The organism is Rahnella variigena (assembly GCF_003610915.1).
Classification (GTDB): Bacteria; Pseudomonadota; Gammaproteobacteria; order Enterobacterales; family Enterobacteriaceae; genus Rahnella; species Rahnella variigena.
In genome coordinates, this window is the sequence record NZ_NSDJ01000001.1 from 1,574,944 (window position 1) to 1,590,371 (window position 15,428).

The 15,428-nt window shown below is 51.5% G+C and carries 17 protein-coding genes and 1 pseudogene; 13 read left to right on the forward strand and 5 right to left on the reverse strand.

Annotated elements, in window-relative coordinates; genetic code table 11:
- Positions 1 to 220: 220 nt before the first annotated feature.
- The 11 genes and pseudogenes from srlA to CKQ54_RS07250 all read left to right on the forward strand — a co-directional run bounded on the left by srlA (position 221) and on the right by CKQ54_RS07250 (position 7,873).
- Complete coding sequence (gene srlA / locus CKQ54_RS07200; RefSeq protein WP_112286903.1) at positions 221 to 769, forward strand: PTS glucitol/sorbitol transporter subunit IIC; 549 nt, start codon at positions 221 to 223, stop codon at positions 767 to 769.
- Positions 770 to 817: 48 nt separating this feature from the next.
- The gene (srlE, locus tag CKQ54_RS07205; RefSeq protein WP_120161888.1) at positions 818 to 1,801 is read left to right on the forward strand and encodes a PTS glucitol/sorbitol transporter subunit IIB; all 984 of its coding nucleotides are present in this window, start codon (positions 818 to 820) and stop codon (positions 1,799 to 1,801) included.
- Positions 1,802 to 1,810: 9 nt separating this feature from the next.
- On the forward strand, positions 1,811 to 2,173 hold the full coding sequence (srlB, locus tag CKQ54_RS07210) for a PTS glucitol/sorbitol transporter subunit IIA (protein WP_120161887.1): 363 nt from the start codon (positions 1,811 to 1,813) through the stop codon (positions 2,171 to 2,173).
- 22 nt (positions 2,174 to 2,195) lie between these two features.
- On the forward strand, positions 2,196 to 2,975 hold the full coding sequence (gene srlD, locus CKQ54_RS07215) for a sorbitol-6-phosphate dehydrogenase (RefSeq protein ID WP_113876375.1): 780 nt from the start codon (positions 2,196 to 2,198) through the stop codon (positions 2,973 to 2,975).
- Positions 2,976 to 3,061: 86 nt separating this feature from the next.
- A complete protein-coding gene (gene gutM, locus CKQ54_RS07220; RefSeq protein WP_113876376.1) occupies positions 3,062 to 3,424 on the forward strand; it encodes a transcriptional regulator GutM in 363 nt (120 codons plus the stop codon).
- Positions 3,425 to 3,503: 79 nt separating this feature from the next.
- Positions 3,504 to 4,277, forward strand: a complete 774-nt coding sequence (gene srlR, locus CKQ54_RS07225) for a glucitol operon DNA-binding transcriptional repressor SrlR (RefSeq protein WP_120161886.1) — start codon at positions 3,504 to 3,506, stop codon at positions 4,275 to 4,277.
- Positions 4,270 to 5,235, forward strand: a complete 966-nt coding sequence (gene gutQ, locus CKQ54_RS07230; RefSeq protein ID WP_120161885.1) for an arabinose-5-phosphate isomerase GutQ — start codon at positions 4,270 to 4,272, stop codon at positions 5,233 to 5,235. The genes srlR and gutQ overlap by 8 nt, the downstream gene beginning before the upstream one ends.
- A 111-nt stretch (positions 5,236 to 5,346) precedes the next feature.
- Positions 5,347 to 5,883, forward strand: a complete 537-nt coding sequence (hpt, locus tag CKQ54_RS07235) for a hypoxanthine phosphoribosyltransferase (RefSeq protein ID WP_101075215.1) — start codon at positions 5,347 to 5,349, stop codon at positions 5,881 to 5,883.
- 341 nt (positions 5,884 to 6,224) lie between these two features.
- A complete protein-coding gene (locus CKQ54_RS07240; protein ID WP_244220181.1) occupies positions 6,225 to 6,722 on the forward strand; it encodes a hypothetical protein in 498 nt (165 codons plus the stop codon).
- Between the two features lie 169 nt (positions 6,723 to 6,891).
- Positions 6,892 to 7,384: pseudogene (locus CKQ54_RS07245) on the forward strand (Hcp family type VI secretion system effector).
- Positions 7,385 to 7,873 (forward strand): DUF2778 domain-containing protein, encoded by a 489-nt coding sequence (locus tag CKQ54_RS07250; RefSeq protein WP_120349670.1) that lies wholly within the window; start codon positions 7,385 to 7,387, stop codon positions 7,871 to 7,873. It abuts the pseudogene before it with no gap.
- Between the two features lie 289 nt (positions 7,874 to 8,162).
- Here the strand turns inward: CKQ54_RS07250 and CKQ54_RS25760 are convergent, their stop codons facing one another.
- The 4 genes from CKQ54_RS25760 to can all read right to left on the reverse strand — a co-directional run bounded on the left by CKQ54_RS25760 (position 8,163) and on the right by can (position 12,939).
- Positions 8,163 to 8,426 carry a hypothetical protein gene (locus tag CKQ54_RS25760; protein ID WP_244220182.1) on the reverse strand — a complete coding sequence of 88 codons (264 nt, stop codon included), beginning with the start codon at positions 8,424 to 8,426 and terminating at the stop codon, positions 8,163 to 8,165.
- A gap of 93 nt (positions 8,427 to 8,519) precedes the next feature.
- On the reverse strand, positions 8,520 to 8,828 hold the full coding sequence (locus tag CKQ54_RS25765; protein WP_244220183.1) for a hypothetical protein: 309 nt from the start codon (positions 8,826 to 8,828) through the stop codon (positions 8,520 to 8,522).
- 510 nt (positions 8,829 to 9,338) lie between these two features.
- A complete protein-coding gene (locus tag CKQ54_RS07270) occupies positions 9,339 to 11,624 on the reverse strand; it encodes an autotransporter family protein (RefSeq protein WP_167459624.1) in 2,286 nt (761 codons plus the stop codon).
- A gap of 658 nt (positions 11,625 to 12,282) precedes the next feature.
- Entirely contained in the window at positions 12,283 to 12,939 is a 657-nt protein-coding gene (gene can, locus CKQ54_RS07275; protein ID WP_056774718.1) for a carbonate dehydratase, read from the reverse strand.
- 133 nt (positions 12,940 to 13,072) lie between these two features.
- Between can and CKQ54_RS07280 the strand changes: the two genes are divergently transcribed.
- Both CKQ54_RS07280 and CKQ54_RS07285 read left to right on the forward strand, forming a co-directional pair.
- Positions 13,073 to 13,996: an ABC transporter ATP-binding protein gene (locus CKQ54_RS07280; RefSeq protein WP_112286855.1), complete on the forward strand. Its 924-nt coding sequence runs from the start codon at positions 13,073 to 13,075 to the stop codon at positions 13,994 to 13,996.
- Positions 13,996 to 14,766 (forward strand): ABC transporter permease, encoded by a 771-nt coding sequence (locus tag CKQ54_RS07285; protein WP_095924696.1) that lies wholly within the window; start codon positions 13,996 to 13,998, stop codon positions 14,764 to 14,766. The genes CKQ54_RS07280 and CKQ54_RS07285 overlap by 1 nt, the downstream gene beginning before the upstream one ends.
- A 229-nt stretch (positions 14,767 to 14,995) precedes the next feature.
- Here the strand turns inward: CKQ54_RS07285 and panD are convergent, their stop codons facing one another.
- Entirely contained in the window at positions 14,996 to 15,376 is a 381-nt protein-coding gene (panD, locus tag CKQ54_RS07290; protein WP_112287801.1) for an aspartate 1-decarboxylase, read from the reverse strand.
- Positions 15,377 to 15,428 lie beyond the last annotated feature (52 nt).

Below are 15,428 nucleotides of genomic sequence, written 5' to 3' on the forward strand. Positions count from 1 at the left end.
AAGCTGGCCTGAGACGTTCCTCGGGCCAGTTTCATCCCTCTTTCTTCCTGTTTCCTTCTTCTTTCTGTAATGCCCCTTGATTATCTATCTTTCAAATTGAAAGATTAAACTTTCAAAATGTGATCAATATATAATTAATATAAATTCATTATGATTATATTTTCAGCGTGGAGTAACAAAACATGAAAGCGTAAACCCACGTCCCCTACAGGAGAAGATGATGATCGATGTAATAACGCACGGTGCTGAGTGGTTTATCGGCCTGTTTCAAAAAGGCGGAGAGGTGTTTGTCGGGATGGTCACCGGCATCCTGCCTCTCTTAATCAGTTTGCTGGTAGTCATGAACGCGCTGATTGTTTTTGTCGGACAACGGCGAATCGAACGTCTGGCACAGCGCTGTGCTGGCAATCCGATTTCCCGCTACCTGCTGCTGCCGGTGATCGGCACCTTTGTTTTCTGCAACCCGATGACCCTGAGCCTCGGGCGCTTTATGCCTGAAATCTACAAACCCAGCTATTACGCGGCGGGCTCTTACAGCTGCCATTCCATGAACGGTCTCTTCCCGCACATTAACCCCGGCGAACTGTTCGTCTATCTGGGCGTTGCCAGCGGGCTGACCACGCTGGGACTGCCGCTCGGGCCGCTGGCCGTCAGTTATTTCCTGGTCGGCATGGTGACCAACTTCTTCCGCGGCTGGATAACGGATCTCACCACTCGCATCTTCGAACGCAAGATGGGCATTCAGCTAGATCGTCAGGTTCAGCTGTAGGCAGGTTCCAGTCTATTCAAAATCCAATTCTAAAAATCGGAGCAGAAAATGAGCGTTACGATCCGTATTAACCGGGGTGAAGGTGGCTGGGGTGGTCCGCTGTTGATTGACGCGGTGCCCGGCAAAAAAGTGGTGTATATCACGGCGGGCACGCGCCCGGCGATTGTCGACAAGCTGGCGGAACTGACCGGCTGGGAAACGGTGGATGGTTTTAAAGAAGGCGAACCTCCGGCGGAAGAAATCGGTGTGGCGGTCATCGACTGCGGCGGCACGCTGCGCTGCGGTATCTACCCTAAACGGCGCATCCCGACCGTAAACATCCATTCGACCGGCAAGTCTGGCCCGCTGGCGCAGTTTATTACCGAAGATATTTACGTTTCCGGTGTGCGTGAGCATGACATTGTTGTTGAAAGCACAGACGCCGCGGAACCGGAAACGACGACGCCTAAACCGGCTGCGGCAGGGCGCGACTACGACACCACTAAAAAAATCACCGAACAGAGCGACGGCCTGCTGGCGAAAGTCGGTATGGGCATGGGCTCCGGCGTTGCCGTGTTGTTCCAGGCCGGGCGCGACACCATCGATACGGTGCTCAAAACCATCCTGCCATTTATGGCGTTCGTGGCGGCGCTGATCGGCATCATTATGGCCTCCGGGTTGGGGGATCTGGTGGCGCACGGATTGACGCCGCTGGCGAAAAGTCCCGTCGGACTGGTGATGCTGGCGCTGATCTGTTCCTTCCCGTTGCTTTCACCTTTCCTCGGCCCCGGCGCGGTCATTGCACAGGTTATCGGTGTGCTGGTGGGTGTGCAGATCGGGCTGGGCAATATCCCGCCACATCTGGCGCTGCCTGCACTTTTCGCCATCAACGCTCAGGCGGCCTGCGATTTCATTCCCGTCGGATTGTCGCTGGCCGAAGCCAAACAGGACACCGTGCGCGTTGGCGTGCCTTCGGTGCTGGTCAGCCGTTTTCTGACCGGCGCACCGACGGTACTTATCGCCTGGGCGGCTTCCGCTTTCATCTATCAGTAAGGAGTCATCGTGCAAACCATTTATCAGACCACTATCACGCAAATCGGCGACTTCGCGCGTGAGGCGCTGACCGACCAGATGCTGATCACTTTCCGTGAGGGCGCACCGGCAGACATTCAGGATTATTGCTTCATTCATCAGCACGGGAAAACCGAAGGGGAATTGCACTGCGGCGCTTACATGGAACTGGCCGATGTGCGATATCCGGTGACCGCCGTGGGCGACGTGGCGATGCAAAACCTGCGCGAGCTGGGGCATATCACCCTGCGTTTTGACGGCAGTGCCGAGGCTGAATTTCCCGGCAGTGTCCATGTAAAAGGCACCACGCCCGACGATATTCCGCTGGGCAGCGTATTGAAATTTATCGATTAACTATCAGAATCAGGAGTCAGTTATGGAACAGGTTGCAGTCGTGATCGGCGGGGGGCAGACGCTGGGCGCATTTCTCTGTCAGGGGCTGGCTGAATCCGGCTATCGCGTGGCGGTGGCGGATCTGAATGAGAAAAATGCCGCATCGGTGGCAGAACAGATTAACCAGCAGTTTGGTGAGGATCGCGCATTCGGATTTACGGTCGATGCCACGAATGAGGCCAGCGTAGAACAACTGGCGAAAGCGGTGGATCAGACGTTTGGCAGGGTCAGTTTGCTGGTGTACAGCGCGGGAATGGCGAAAGCATCGCCAATCACGGATTTCGCCCTCAACGACTTTGATCTCTCACTGCAGGTCAATCTGGTGGGGTATTTCCTTTGCGCCCGCGAGTTTTCCCGTCTGATGATCCGCGACCGTATTCCGGGACGGATTATTCAGATCAACTCCAAATCCGGCAAAGTGGGCAGCAAACACAATGCCGGTTACAGCGCGGCAAAATTTGGCGGCGTCGGTCTGACACAGTCTCTGGCGCTGGACCTGGCGGAATATGGCATCACTGTGCATTCACTGATGCTGGGTAACTTGCTCAAATCGCCGATGTTCCAGTCATTATTGCCGCAGTACGCCAAAAAACTTGGCATTAAGGCCGATGAAGTCGAGCAATATTACATTGATAAAGTGCCGCTGAAACGCGGGTGCGACTATCAGGATGTGCTGGATATGCTGTTGTTTTACGCCAGCGATAAAGCTTCATATTGCACTGGTCAGTCGATCAATATCACCGGTGGTCAGGTGATGTTCTGATGCCATCCGCCCCTGTTTTGCAGGGGCGGATGACTATTTTAATGAGCAAATCACGTTACTCAGAAAGTCATGTTAAGGAGAAAATGATGACCCCGACTTCGGCATTAATCCTCTGTGCGGTGCTGGCCTGGGTGGCGCAAATCGCGCTGGGCTGGTGGCAGTTGCAGCGCTTTAACCGGGCATTCGACAAGCTGTGTTTACAGGGAAATGTGGGTGTCGGGCGTTCCGGCGGACGTTTCAAACCGAGAGTGGTGCTGGCGCTGGCTTTCGATCAACAGGAGAAAGTCTGTGACGGATTTTTACTGCGCGGCCTGACGATTTTTGCCAGCCCTCAGCCGGTTTCATCGCTTAATGGCATGAGCCGGGAACAATTGATGACAGGTGTGATCTTCCCGAAAGATCCGAATATTCAAACTGCACTATCATTAGCGATTGAACCGAAATCATGATATTTTCACTTTAAAAGCTATTATCTTTCAAAAAGAATGATGGCAGTGAATTTATCTTAAAATTTGAGCGTAAATCGTGATGAAACCTAAGCAACGGCAGGCGGCGATACTGGAGCACTTGCAGCAATTTGGAAAGACGGCGGTGGACGATCTCGCCGCGCATTTTGCCACAACCGGCACCACTATCCGTAAAGATCTCACCCTGCTGGAAGAAGAGGGCGCAGTGATCCGCACTTACGGCGGCGTGGTGCTGAGCCGCGAAGAAGGCGATCAGCCTATTGATCGTAAAACACACATCAATACCGGCAAAAAACTGCGCATCGCCCGCGCGGCTATTCAGGAAATTCAGGACGGCGACTCGCTGATTTTCGATGCGGGCAGCACCGTGATGCAGATGGTGCCTTTCCTGAGTCAGTTCAACAACATCACTGTCATGACCAACAGCCTGCATATCGTCAATGCGCTGGTGGAGCTGGATAACGACCAGACAATCCTGATGCCGGGCGGCACCTACCGCAAAAAATCGTCTTCCTTCCACGGCAGCCTTGCAGAAAGCGCCTTTGATAAATTCAACTTCGATAAGCTGTTTATCGGCGCTGATGGCGTTGATCTCGATGGCGGTGTCACCACATTCAACGAAGTTCACGGCGTCAGTCAGGCGATGTGTAAAGCGGCCGAGCGTATTTTTCTGCTGGTGGATTCGTCAAAATTTGGCCGTAAAAGCCCGAATGTGGTGTGCCATTTAAGCAAGGTCGATACGCTGATCACGGACAGAGGGTTAAGCCAGCAATATCGTGATGCCATCGAAAAGTTGGGGATCCGCATTATTTTAGTCGGGGAAGACGATGAGTGACGCATTACTGAATTACGCACGTGAAACGCTTGAGATTGAAATAGAAGAAGCCCGCCGTTTGCTGACGCGGCTGGATGATAATTTCCTCTGCGCCTGCCGCTTATTGCTGAACTGCACAGGTAAAGCCGTCATTTCCGGTATGGGAAAATCCGGTCATATCGGCAAGAAGATCGCGGCCTCACTGGCCAGCACCGGCACACCGGCGTTCTTCGTGCATCCCGCCGAAGCGCTGCACGGCGATCTCGGCATGATCGGCAGTGAAGACGTGATGATTTTTATTTCCTATTCCGGCCGGGCAAAAGAGCTGGATCTGATCCTGCCATTGTTACAAGAAAACCAAACCCGTCTGATTGCCATCACCGGCGGTAAAGATTCGCCGCTGGCGCTGGCAGCCGATTGTGTGCTGGATATCAGCGTTGAGCGCGAAGCCTGCCCGATGGGACTGGCACCGACCTCGAGCGCGGTAAATACCCTCATGATGGGCGATGCGCTGGCGATGGCGCTGATGCGACACCGTGGTTTTGGCGCGGAAGATTTTGCCCGTTCACATCCCGGTGGCAGTCTGGGGGCGCGTTTGCTGAACCGTGTGCATCATCTGATGCGTACCGGCGATCGTCTGCCGGTGGTCGACAGTCAGAAAAAAGTCATGGACGCGATGCTCGAACTGAGCCGCACCGGTCTGGGGCTGATTGCGGTATGCGACGCGAGTATGCGGGTGGTTGGTGTGTTCACCGATGGCGATTTACGTCGCTGGCTGGTCAAAGGCCACAGCCTGCACGACCCGCTGGCCGATGCCATGAGCCGTCCCGGTTATCAGCTTCCGGCACAATGGCGGGCAGGCGAGGCACTCGAAGCCCTGCATCAGCAAAATATCAGCGCCGCGCCGGTGGTCGACAGTGAAGGCGTGCTGGTCGGTGCGATCAACCTGCATGACCTGCATCAGGCCGGTATTGGCTGACACCGGCGTTACTCCCCGGCGGGTTCTTTGATATAATCCTTTCCACTATATGGTCGCTGCTTTCCTAAAAAGCAGCGATAAATATTCTTAAATCAGGTGGTTAGTCTTTATATGAAACATCGCGTTGACGTCATGATTTCCGAACAGGAAGTCAAAACCCGAATTGCCGAGTTGGGCCGTGAAATCACCGAACACTACCGCGACAGCGGCAGCGAAATGGTGCTGGTTGGATTGCTGCGCGGTTCGTTCATGTTCATGGCTGACCTGTGTCGTGCCGTGGATGTGCCGCACGAAGTGGACTTCATGACCGCCTCAAGCTACGGCAACGGCATGTCCACCACCCGCGACGTGAAGATCCTTAAAGATCTCGACGAAGACATTCGGGGTAAAGATGTGTTGATCGTCGAAGACATCATCGATTCCGGCAATACGCTGAGCAAAGTGCGTGAAATCCTGCAACTGCGCGGCCCGAAATCTCTGGCCATTTGCACCCTGCTGGATAAACCGGAACGCCGCGAAGTTGACGTTAAAGTCGAATACGTCGGCTTCCCGATCCCCGACGAATTCGTTGTCGGCTACGGCATCGACTACGCCCAGCGTTATCGTCATCTGCCGTACGTCGGCAAGGTTGTGATGCTGGACGAGTAGCGAATAGCTACCCGATTTAGCCATTTCCGCCGCGGGCAGTGCTCGCATTCCTCATGGACTTTATGTCCACTGCGGATGCTCCGCGCTGGCCGCGTCAGAACTGACGTCATCGGCTACGCCCTATACAGCAGTTAATTAAAACGGCCTTCAGATTTGGAGGCCGTTTTTTTATTTAGAATATGTGATAAACCTGCATTGTTTGAATGATTTATTGAGGGTATTTTTTTCTGGCTTCATTAAATGAGATTGGCTGGTCCGTTTAGTCAATAATTATCTAACAGACTTATATAAAAAGGTCACCATAGCTCATTACACCGTGGCGACATGATTTTGGTGGTCAGATGAAAATTGTACTCTCTCTTTTGCTTTTACTTTCTTTTTCAGCCGCCGCCACGACCCAAATAACATCCGTGGAGTTAACTCAGCAGATCAAAACTCAGGGCGCCAGAGCGGTTATCACCGATTTGTACAAAGATGGCGAATCCCAATGGCTGTATGTGCTGACTAAAATAGGCAGTGGTGAACAAAACTGGCTGGACGTGGCTGCATTATTAGCGTCCGGTAGTGATGCTGATTCAGCGGAGTCGCTTGCTACTGCCGCTGCCACGGCAATTCCACATAATCCCGCAGGTGTGCTCTCCCTTCTTAAAGGTGGGGCTTTACCCTTCAGTACCGATAATGTATGTGCTTTACCCTTTTATAGCATCAAAGAACCGGAATTTAACCAATATGTCGTTGATGCAATTCAGGCTCTTTATAAGGTTCCGAACAGTAAAGCGTGTATCGATACTATTGTTAAGACTATTGGTCAATCAAACGGATTTGTTGAGGATAACTAATATGGGCAATCCTGTTTATATATTTATGAATGTTATGTGTAGAAATCATCTGCCACCTGAATGCTTCTCCTGCAAATAAGACAATCCCTGCCTTGAGGTAAAAGTTCATATTGTTCAAGTGGTTTTTTGGGCGTATGTTTTCCCTACAAAACATAAGGAGTTGTTAACAATGGCTATACCAGCGTATTTATGGTTGAAGGATGACGGCGGAGCAGATATTAAAGGTTCTGTCGATGTGAATGGACGTGAAGGTTCAATTGAGATTCAAGGTTTTGGACACTCTCTGCATCTTCCAACTGACGGGGCTACAGGCAAGATCACCGGCACACGTATACATGCGGCATTAGGTTTTGAGAAAGAATTCGACAGCTCCAGCCCTTATCTCTACAAAGCAACCGCCACCGGCCAAACTCTCCAATCTGCCGAATTTAAATGGTACAAAATCAACGATGCAGGCCAGGAAGTTGAGTACTTCAACATGATATCTCGAAGGCGTTAAAATTGTATCAATCTGCCCAACAATGCACCATATCAAAAACCCAGCCTTCGAAAAGCATAACCACAACGAAAGTGTTGAGCTTCGCTATGAAAAAATCACATGGAAATATTGTGACGGCAACGTAATTTTTGCGGACGCCTGGAATGAGAGAGTGACAGCTTAAATGGCTATCACCTGCAGCTATGTGTTGAATGGAATGGAAACATCAATTCTGAGTTGTGCTGGTGTCGGCAATTTCCCTGCCTTCTCAGGCCAGTTAGTTGGTCGAAATAACCCGACATTAACTAATATCGCTGATCTGGGACCACTTCCTACAGGGCGTTACTTTATTGTCAGCCGCGTTTCGGGGGGGCGCTTAGGCGGCATACGAAATGCTGTCCTTAAATATGGTTACGGCACTGACAGAGAAACATGGTTTGGGCTCTATCGCGATGACGGAAAGATAAACGATGAAACTTTTATTGAAGGAGTTAAACGTGGAAGTTTTCGGCTTCATCCAATCGGACCACAAGGACTCAGTGAGGGCTGTATTACCATGACATCACAATCCGATTTTGATTATCTTCGGACTGCATTGCTGGGTACCTCAATGATCGGTGTACCTGGGTCTTCGCTCAAGGCACACGGTACGATTAGAGTTACACTCGGATGAGGTGGGTTAAGTATTTTTTTACCGCATTGGGCTACTTTGTGGCGTTCTGCATACTGGTGACCTTCTTTACCCAAGTGATTGACAGCTATGCTACAGGTGAACAGATAGAAGGTTTCGCTCAATTTTGGGGAGTACATGACATAGAAGGAACGCTAGACCTTTATGTCGATGCCTCCCTAATTATTTCAGGTTTAATATCTATTCTGGTAATCCTGCTGTGTCGCATTTATATCCGACGACATTTAAGATCATCAGAATGAAATAGTGCAACGCCCACCAGGGCGTTTTTTTAGCTAAACTCCGGCCAATCCTCAACCATTCCGAAATGTAATTCTGTATCACCTATTTTCAACGTAGCCCCGCGGCTTAATGCCTCCAACTCCCAGCGCGCAGCAGTGATGTTGCTTTTCATCAATTCTCGCTCAATTTCAGGCAAGCGTGCCCGTTCTGCTGCCTTCAATCTTGCCGATGGGGCAATATCGCGGCCTTTTGTTGGGTCAAAACTTCGCTGTGCTTTGCTGACTCTCGGCGTTTCCTCCCCTATGCGCGCCACAATCGCCCTCACGGAGGCGGTGTCTGTCCAGTCAATAACTCGCAGATTGCCAGAACTGAATGGTGTAGCGGTGCTCTCAACCTGACGACCACGCTAATTTGTAGCCTGTTTGATTCCATCGAACCCACAGTTATTGACAGGACTCCGAGGCGCGCCGGAGGCGCTTTTTGCGGTCAAAACCTCAGAATCAACGGCAGAAGCAACGATGCGCCATTGAGTGGTGCGCATTTCATCTACATATGATTCGCCGAGGTGGGGCGCGAAAAAGCCCACAACCTTTTTCACTTCTTCATCATATGCATTCAGCTCATTTGCAACGCGACGTGCTACGCGGACAGTCTGATCGTCACCAGGAACATTAGCGCCGACCTGGGAAGTCATGTACGCCAGAACTGACGTCATCGGCTACGCCCCAGACAGCAGTTAATTAAAACGGCCTACAGATTTGGAGGCCGTTTTTTTATTCACCAGTCCTGATGACAGGAAACTCGCCCGAAAGAATACCGCTGCTAAGCGGGGTATTCTTATGCTGCCGCCCGCTGTTCTTTAGGGGGAACCTTTCGGTTCTAATTGGTTCCTTTCCCTTATGACCAGAGCATAAGTCGCATAAAGGAACCTTTCAGGTCAAGAGAATTACATGTTTCGTTATATGTTGATTCTTAAAGTAATTGTATTTATATGCTTTCAATACTCCGGACTTCCTGCAGGACGCAATTTCCTTCAATCCACTGAGGGGGAAAGCGGGGCTGGAGTTGGTCCCACCTCGCCTGGGCTGTCTGCATAAAAGAAGGCTTAGCGCAGGATATTCTTCGTTTCCGGGGTGGACTCCATCATAGCCCTCTGGAGTAAGGCAAGAAAAAAGCCACCTGCGGATGCGGGTGGCTTAGGTGATTCAGTGAATTCAGATTGTTATCAGAAAGCGTAACGTACCTTAACGGCAACGCTTTGGCTGAAGAAACTGGAGCGTTGCTCTGAATCATACTGAACGGTGCCGTCCAGTTGGTCAGTGAACTTGGCGGTCACGCCTACGCCCGCCATCCCAATCCACGGGCTCTGCTCCATGCTCTGGTAGGTGATCGGGGTATCAGGGCTGCCGGTAAATGCGATTCGGTTGGCGCTACGGTCATTGATGGTGTCATACCCCACACCAGCCGTCGCGTGCACATTCACAATGTCAGACACCTGCAAGCCCAGCTTGGCTTTGGTGGAAACAATCATCGCTTCAAGGGTCTGCCCATCCACATCCAGACCCAGATCGCTGGCATTTTTCTCGGTGTAGCCTTTGTCCTTGATACTGTAGTAGTCGCCACGCACTATCGGCGTCAGGGTTAAGTTGTCAGTCAGATTGAAGATGCTCTGTAAACCCAGGCCTGCCTGCACGTTATGGCTGTCATAGCTGGAACGCGCCACGCCGCCAAAAGCCAGGTCAGATGAGGACGGGTTAATGATGTTCAGGTAACGATTACCGTCAACGGTGTCGCGGCCGTAGCCCGCTTTCCAGGTCAGGGATGTGGCCGGGGTGAAGTCAAAGCTGCCATAAAGCAAAGTATTCCAGCTTTCAATCTGCGCATCATGGCGGAAATCGTCTGAAGTATCCTTCACATCGGTGCGGCTGGTGCCCACTGCCAGGCCCACGCGAACCTGTTCTAATACCGGCACATCGGCACCAATGGCGATACCGCGAGTATCAGATTTATAACCATCCAGACCACCACGTTGTTCCTGGTTATCCCAGCGACCTACCGGTCGGATCCATAAGTACTTCTCGGGATTAAACTCTTCGTATTGACCAAACTCACGCACGGAGTCCTGACGTGAGTCCACGATATCGCCAAAGGCACGCGCATTATTTAACTCGGCATAGGGCAGCATACCGTTCATCAACGGCCCCAACTGCACCACGTTACGGTAAACCTGTTGTGCATTGGATGAGGACGTGATGGCACAGACGGTCGCCCCTAACGCGCCAGAACAATAGCTGGAGTCGTTACCGTTGCCGCTGGTTTCCGGGGTTGTGCCGGGAATAGTACCCGAACCAGTGCCTTCGCCAGCGGAAGTTGTTTTGGCTATAATCTGGTCGATAGCGCCACCGATACGTGAAGCCGTCGGTGAGGCGGTTTGTGTGGTGACCGCTTCTTTTACGCTGGTAAGTCCCGTATCGACGATGCGTAATGAGTAACTCGTGGGTGTCAGCTCCTGCACAAACTGGAAGCGCAGAGAGTCATCAATCACCGATGTCGGTGTGCCCACAATACTCGGGGCGGTAACCACATCACTCAATACATCACCATTGCTAAAGTCCAGGCTACCATTGGTGACCACAATGGTATTACCCGCCAGCGAGGCCGTTCCGCCAACCTGCAGTTGCCCATAATTAGTGGCATTCTCAGCCTGCAGAGCTAAGAAGGCATCTGAAGACTGGCTGTAGTTGGCGACTCGTGAAGGGGAATTATTATTGAGCAAATCAAACAGACCACTGTTGCTCATATTCGTTGTGGGAGCATCAACCCTGCCAATAATAATGCCTTCATTAATAATTCCGTTAGTCACGGTGCTGGTCTCGCTGACACGGATCGCATCCCCTTCGATTGAACCAATATCGCCGCGGTTAAGCAGTAAATTGGTTCCGCTGGTATCGTCAAGGGTAATCCCTCCGCGCCCAGCAGCAATAATCCCATCGTTGATAATGCTTGAAATTTGCGCGTTATCCTGCAACGCAATGCCGCTATCTGCCGCTTCAATTATCCCGGCGTTATCAATGGTACCTGTTGAATCACGGCTAAAGTTAATACCATCGTCAGTCTCAGAGTAGATCACACCTGAGGAGCGGTTTACCACCGCGACGTCGTCAGCCGTAGTTGTGGCCGTATCAACGAAGATACCGGAACTGCCAGGACCGCTTGCTGTGATGCTTCCGCTATTGTTAATTGTGATGTTCCGGCTCTCTCCTGTTACCCAGATACCATGGGATTGAGCACCGGTAGTGGTAATAACTCCATTGTTATTTAAGGTGTTATTGCCGATGTTTGCATCTAACAGGATACCTGAACTGACGTTCCCCGTTGTACTTAACTGTCCGTTATTGGTAATCGTGCTATCAAAAACACCAGACAGATGGACGGCGTTGGAATTGCTGCCCGAGGTGCCCACGGAGGCGTCGTTAATTAAAGTGAACGCATTGAGGGTTTCTAAAGCCACCCCATCACTGGTGATAGCGTCTGTTGTAATATTGCCCTGGTTTTGAAGACTGCTGGATGAGGTATTGAAATAAAAGGCAGGCGTATCCTGTGCAGTAAGATCAATTTGCGTACGAGGAATAATCGTCGCTGTGATACCACTTGCATCAGTGAAGGATTGCTGCGTATTGATTATTCCATCACAGATTATGCTTACGTCATTCCCCGCTGCGGGACTACAGGCTGCCAGAGCATTCACAGGGTTAAATAACCCATAGCTGCCAGCGATCCCACTAAAGAGAAATAACTTCATTTTTGTTTTCAAATATTTATCCTTCCCCAGAAAAATTAATCATTAATAATAATGAGCAAAAAGGATGCAGAACCGCCCCATAAGTAATGCTCACAGATAATAGTAGGCGGGGAAACGGTAATAGCCAGCCAAGGGGGCTATTGATTATATTTCGGATGCGATAACGATATTCCGGGGAGTTAATCGTTGATTTTACCGACGCAGCCATTTATCCGCCCGGCTCAGGCCAGCATCGGCGTCAAAGACACACCGCATATAACGCATTGATTTATAGTGATCGCGTTGTAAGTGCAGGAAAAATAAATGATAAAAAAGGCACATTTTTGTGCCTTTTGTTTTTTGAAATTCGGTAGAGTAGTGCGGCTTGTTATTGCGGGTCGCCGTTCAGCAAGGCGGAGACGCCCTGACGGTAGCGCTGTTCCAGCGTTTCGCGGCTGGTGGCGTCAACTTCCAGGTTGCGCAGTCGTCCGTCCTGAATGCCGTAAACCCAGCCGTGCAGCGTGACTTTCTGGCCGCGTTTCCAGGCCGATTGCATCACCGTGGAGTGACCGAGGTTGTAGACTTGCTCGACCACATTCAGTTCGCACAATTTATCGAGACGTTTTTCTGGCGACAGTTCGCCCAGCAGGGAACTGTGTTTGTACCAGATGTCCCGTATATGCAACAACCAGTTATTGATCAAACCCAGTTCAGGGTTTTCAACCGCCGCCTGCACACCGCCACAGCCGTAGTGACCGCAGATAATCACGTGTTCGACTTCCAGCACGTCGATAGCATATTGCACAACGGACAGGCAGTTAAGGTCGGTGTGGATGACCAAATTGGCGACGTTACGGTGAACGAAAAGTTCGCCCGGCTCCAGGCCAGTCAGTCGCTCGGCGGGGACACGGCTATCGGAACAGCCAATCCACAAGAAACGGGGTTTTTGAGACTGGGAAAGGCGTTCAAAGAAACCAGGATCTTCGTCAATCATGGTTTTAGACCAGGCTGCGTTGTTACTGATGAGTCTTTCTATGTCATTCATGGAGGTCAATAGCCTGTAACGAGCTCACTGCGATGGGGTAATATAGGGCAATGCCCCGACTTTTCAAACAGATTCGGCATCTCCACTTACTCATTCCTACAACAGGGTTTTCACAAGAAGGTACGCTCCCTTTATGAATTATGCATTGGAACTGGAAAAGTTAACCAAAACTTACGCCGGTGGTGTACAGGCTTTGCGTGGAATCGATCTGCGCGTCGAAGCTGGCGATTTTTATGCCCTGCTTGGGCCGAACGGTGCGGGTAAATCCACCACCATTGGTATCATCAGTTCACTGGTCAACAAAACTGCCGGCAAAGTGCAGGTGTTTGGCTATGACATTGATAAAGATATTGTGAATGCTAAACGCCAGTTAGGTCTGGTGCCGCAGGAATTCAACTTCAACCCGTTTGAAACCGTCATGCAGGTGGTGGTCAATCAGGCCGGTTATTACGGCGTGCCACGTCCGCTGGCACTGCAACGTGCGGAAAAATATCTGACACAGCTGGATTTATGGGGCAAGCGCAACGAGCGTTCGCGCATGCTCTCCGGCGGGATGAAACGTCGTCTGATGATCGCCCGTGCGCTGATGCACGAGCCAAAACTGCTGATCCTCGATGAGCCCACGGCGGGCGTGGATATCGAACTGCGCCGCTCCATGTGGGGCTTCCTGAAAGAGCTGAACGCGCAGGGCACCACTATCATTCTGACCACGCACTATCTGGAAGAAGCGGAAATGCTGTGCCGTAATATCGGCATTATTCAGGGCGGCCAGCTGGTGGAAAACACCAGTATGAAAGAGCTGTTGTCGAAGCTGAAATCCGAAACGTTCATTCTGGATTTAGGCGCGAAAAGCCCGCTGCCGGTGCTCGAAGGCTACCGTAGCCAGCTGACGGACACGTCAACGCTGGAAGTGGAAGTCATGCGCGAGCAGGGACTGAATTCCCTGTTCAGCCAGCTGAGCAAGCAGGGCGTGCAGGTATTAAGTATGCGTAACAAGGCGAACCGTCTGGAAGAGCTGTTTGTCACGCTGGTGAACGGCAGTGAGGAAAAGAAATAATGTCGCAATTGTACTGGGTGGCACTCAAAAGTATCTGGATGAAAGAGATCAACCGTTTTGGCCGGATCTGGATCCAAACACTGGTTCCGCCGGTCATCACCATGACCTTGTATTTCATCATCTTCGGTAACCTGATCGGTTCGCAGATCGGCAGCATGCACGGTTTCACCTATATGCAGTTTATCGTGCCGGGGCTGATCATGATGGCGGTGATCACTAACTCCTACGCCAACGTGGCGTCGTCGTTCTTCAGCGCTAAATTCCAGCGCAACATTGAAGAACTGCTGGTCGCGCCGGTGCCAACGCACGTGGTGATCGCCGGTTATGTCGGCGGCGGCGTGGCGCGCGGGATCTGCGTGGGGATCCTGGTCACGGCGATCTCGTTGTTCTTCGTCCCGCTGGTGATCCACTCCTGGTGGATCATCGCGCTGACCTTATTGCTGACTGCGATCCTGTTCTCGCTGGGCGGTTTACTGAACGCGGTGTTTGCGACAACGTTTGACGATATCAGCCTGATCCCGACGTTCGTGCTGACGCCGCTGACCTATCTTGGCGGCGTGTTCTACTCGCTGTCGTTGTTGCCGCCAATCTGGCAAGCGGTTTCCAAGCTGAACCCGATCGTCTACATGATCAGCGGTTTCCGCTACGGTTTCCTGGGGATTTCAGACGTGCCGCTGGTGTTCACCATGAGCGTGCTGGTGGCGTTTATTGCGGTGTTTTATTTGCTGGCGTGGTACTTGATCGAGCGCGGGCGTGGTCTTAGAAGTTGATTTTTCTGTGCTCCCTCCCCTGCGAAGGGGAGGGTTGGGGTGGGGTGGGGTATTAAGGTCAAAAACTAAATTAAAGGTGTGCTTTAACTCATTGCTTTGTATTTAAAACCCCCTCCCAACCTCCCCCTTCGCAGGAGGAGGAGCAAAACCAAAATCAGTTCAGGTTGTATTGCAGCTGAGTGCGAAACACCATTAGCTCCCTCCCCCCTTCGCAGGGGAAGGCGTTTTATCAGGCCACCTGAACCGGCACGGCTTTGGCGGTGCGTTTCAGCTGGTTTTCACCTTCGAAATAGGCCACTTTCGGTTTGTGCTGGCGGGCCTGTTCATCTGACATCTGCACGTAAGAACAGATGATCAGCAGGTCGCCGACACAGGCACAGCGCGCTGCCGCACCGTTCACCGAAATAATCCGCGAACCGCGTTCTGCCGCGATGGCGTAAGTCGAGAAACGCTGACCGTTGGCAACGTTATAAATATCAATTGCTTCGTATTCCAGAATGCCTGAGGCATCAAGAAAATCCTGATCGATGGCGCAGGAGCCTTCGTAATGCAAATCTGCCTGAGTGACGTGAACCCGGTGCAGTTTGCCTTGCAGCATTGTACGTACCATTGCGTGTGACCCTTCGTGCGTAAAAAGTCTGGGGATCCGCCGGGCGGACAGT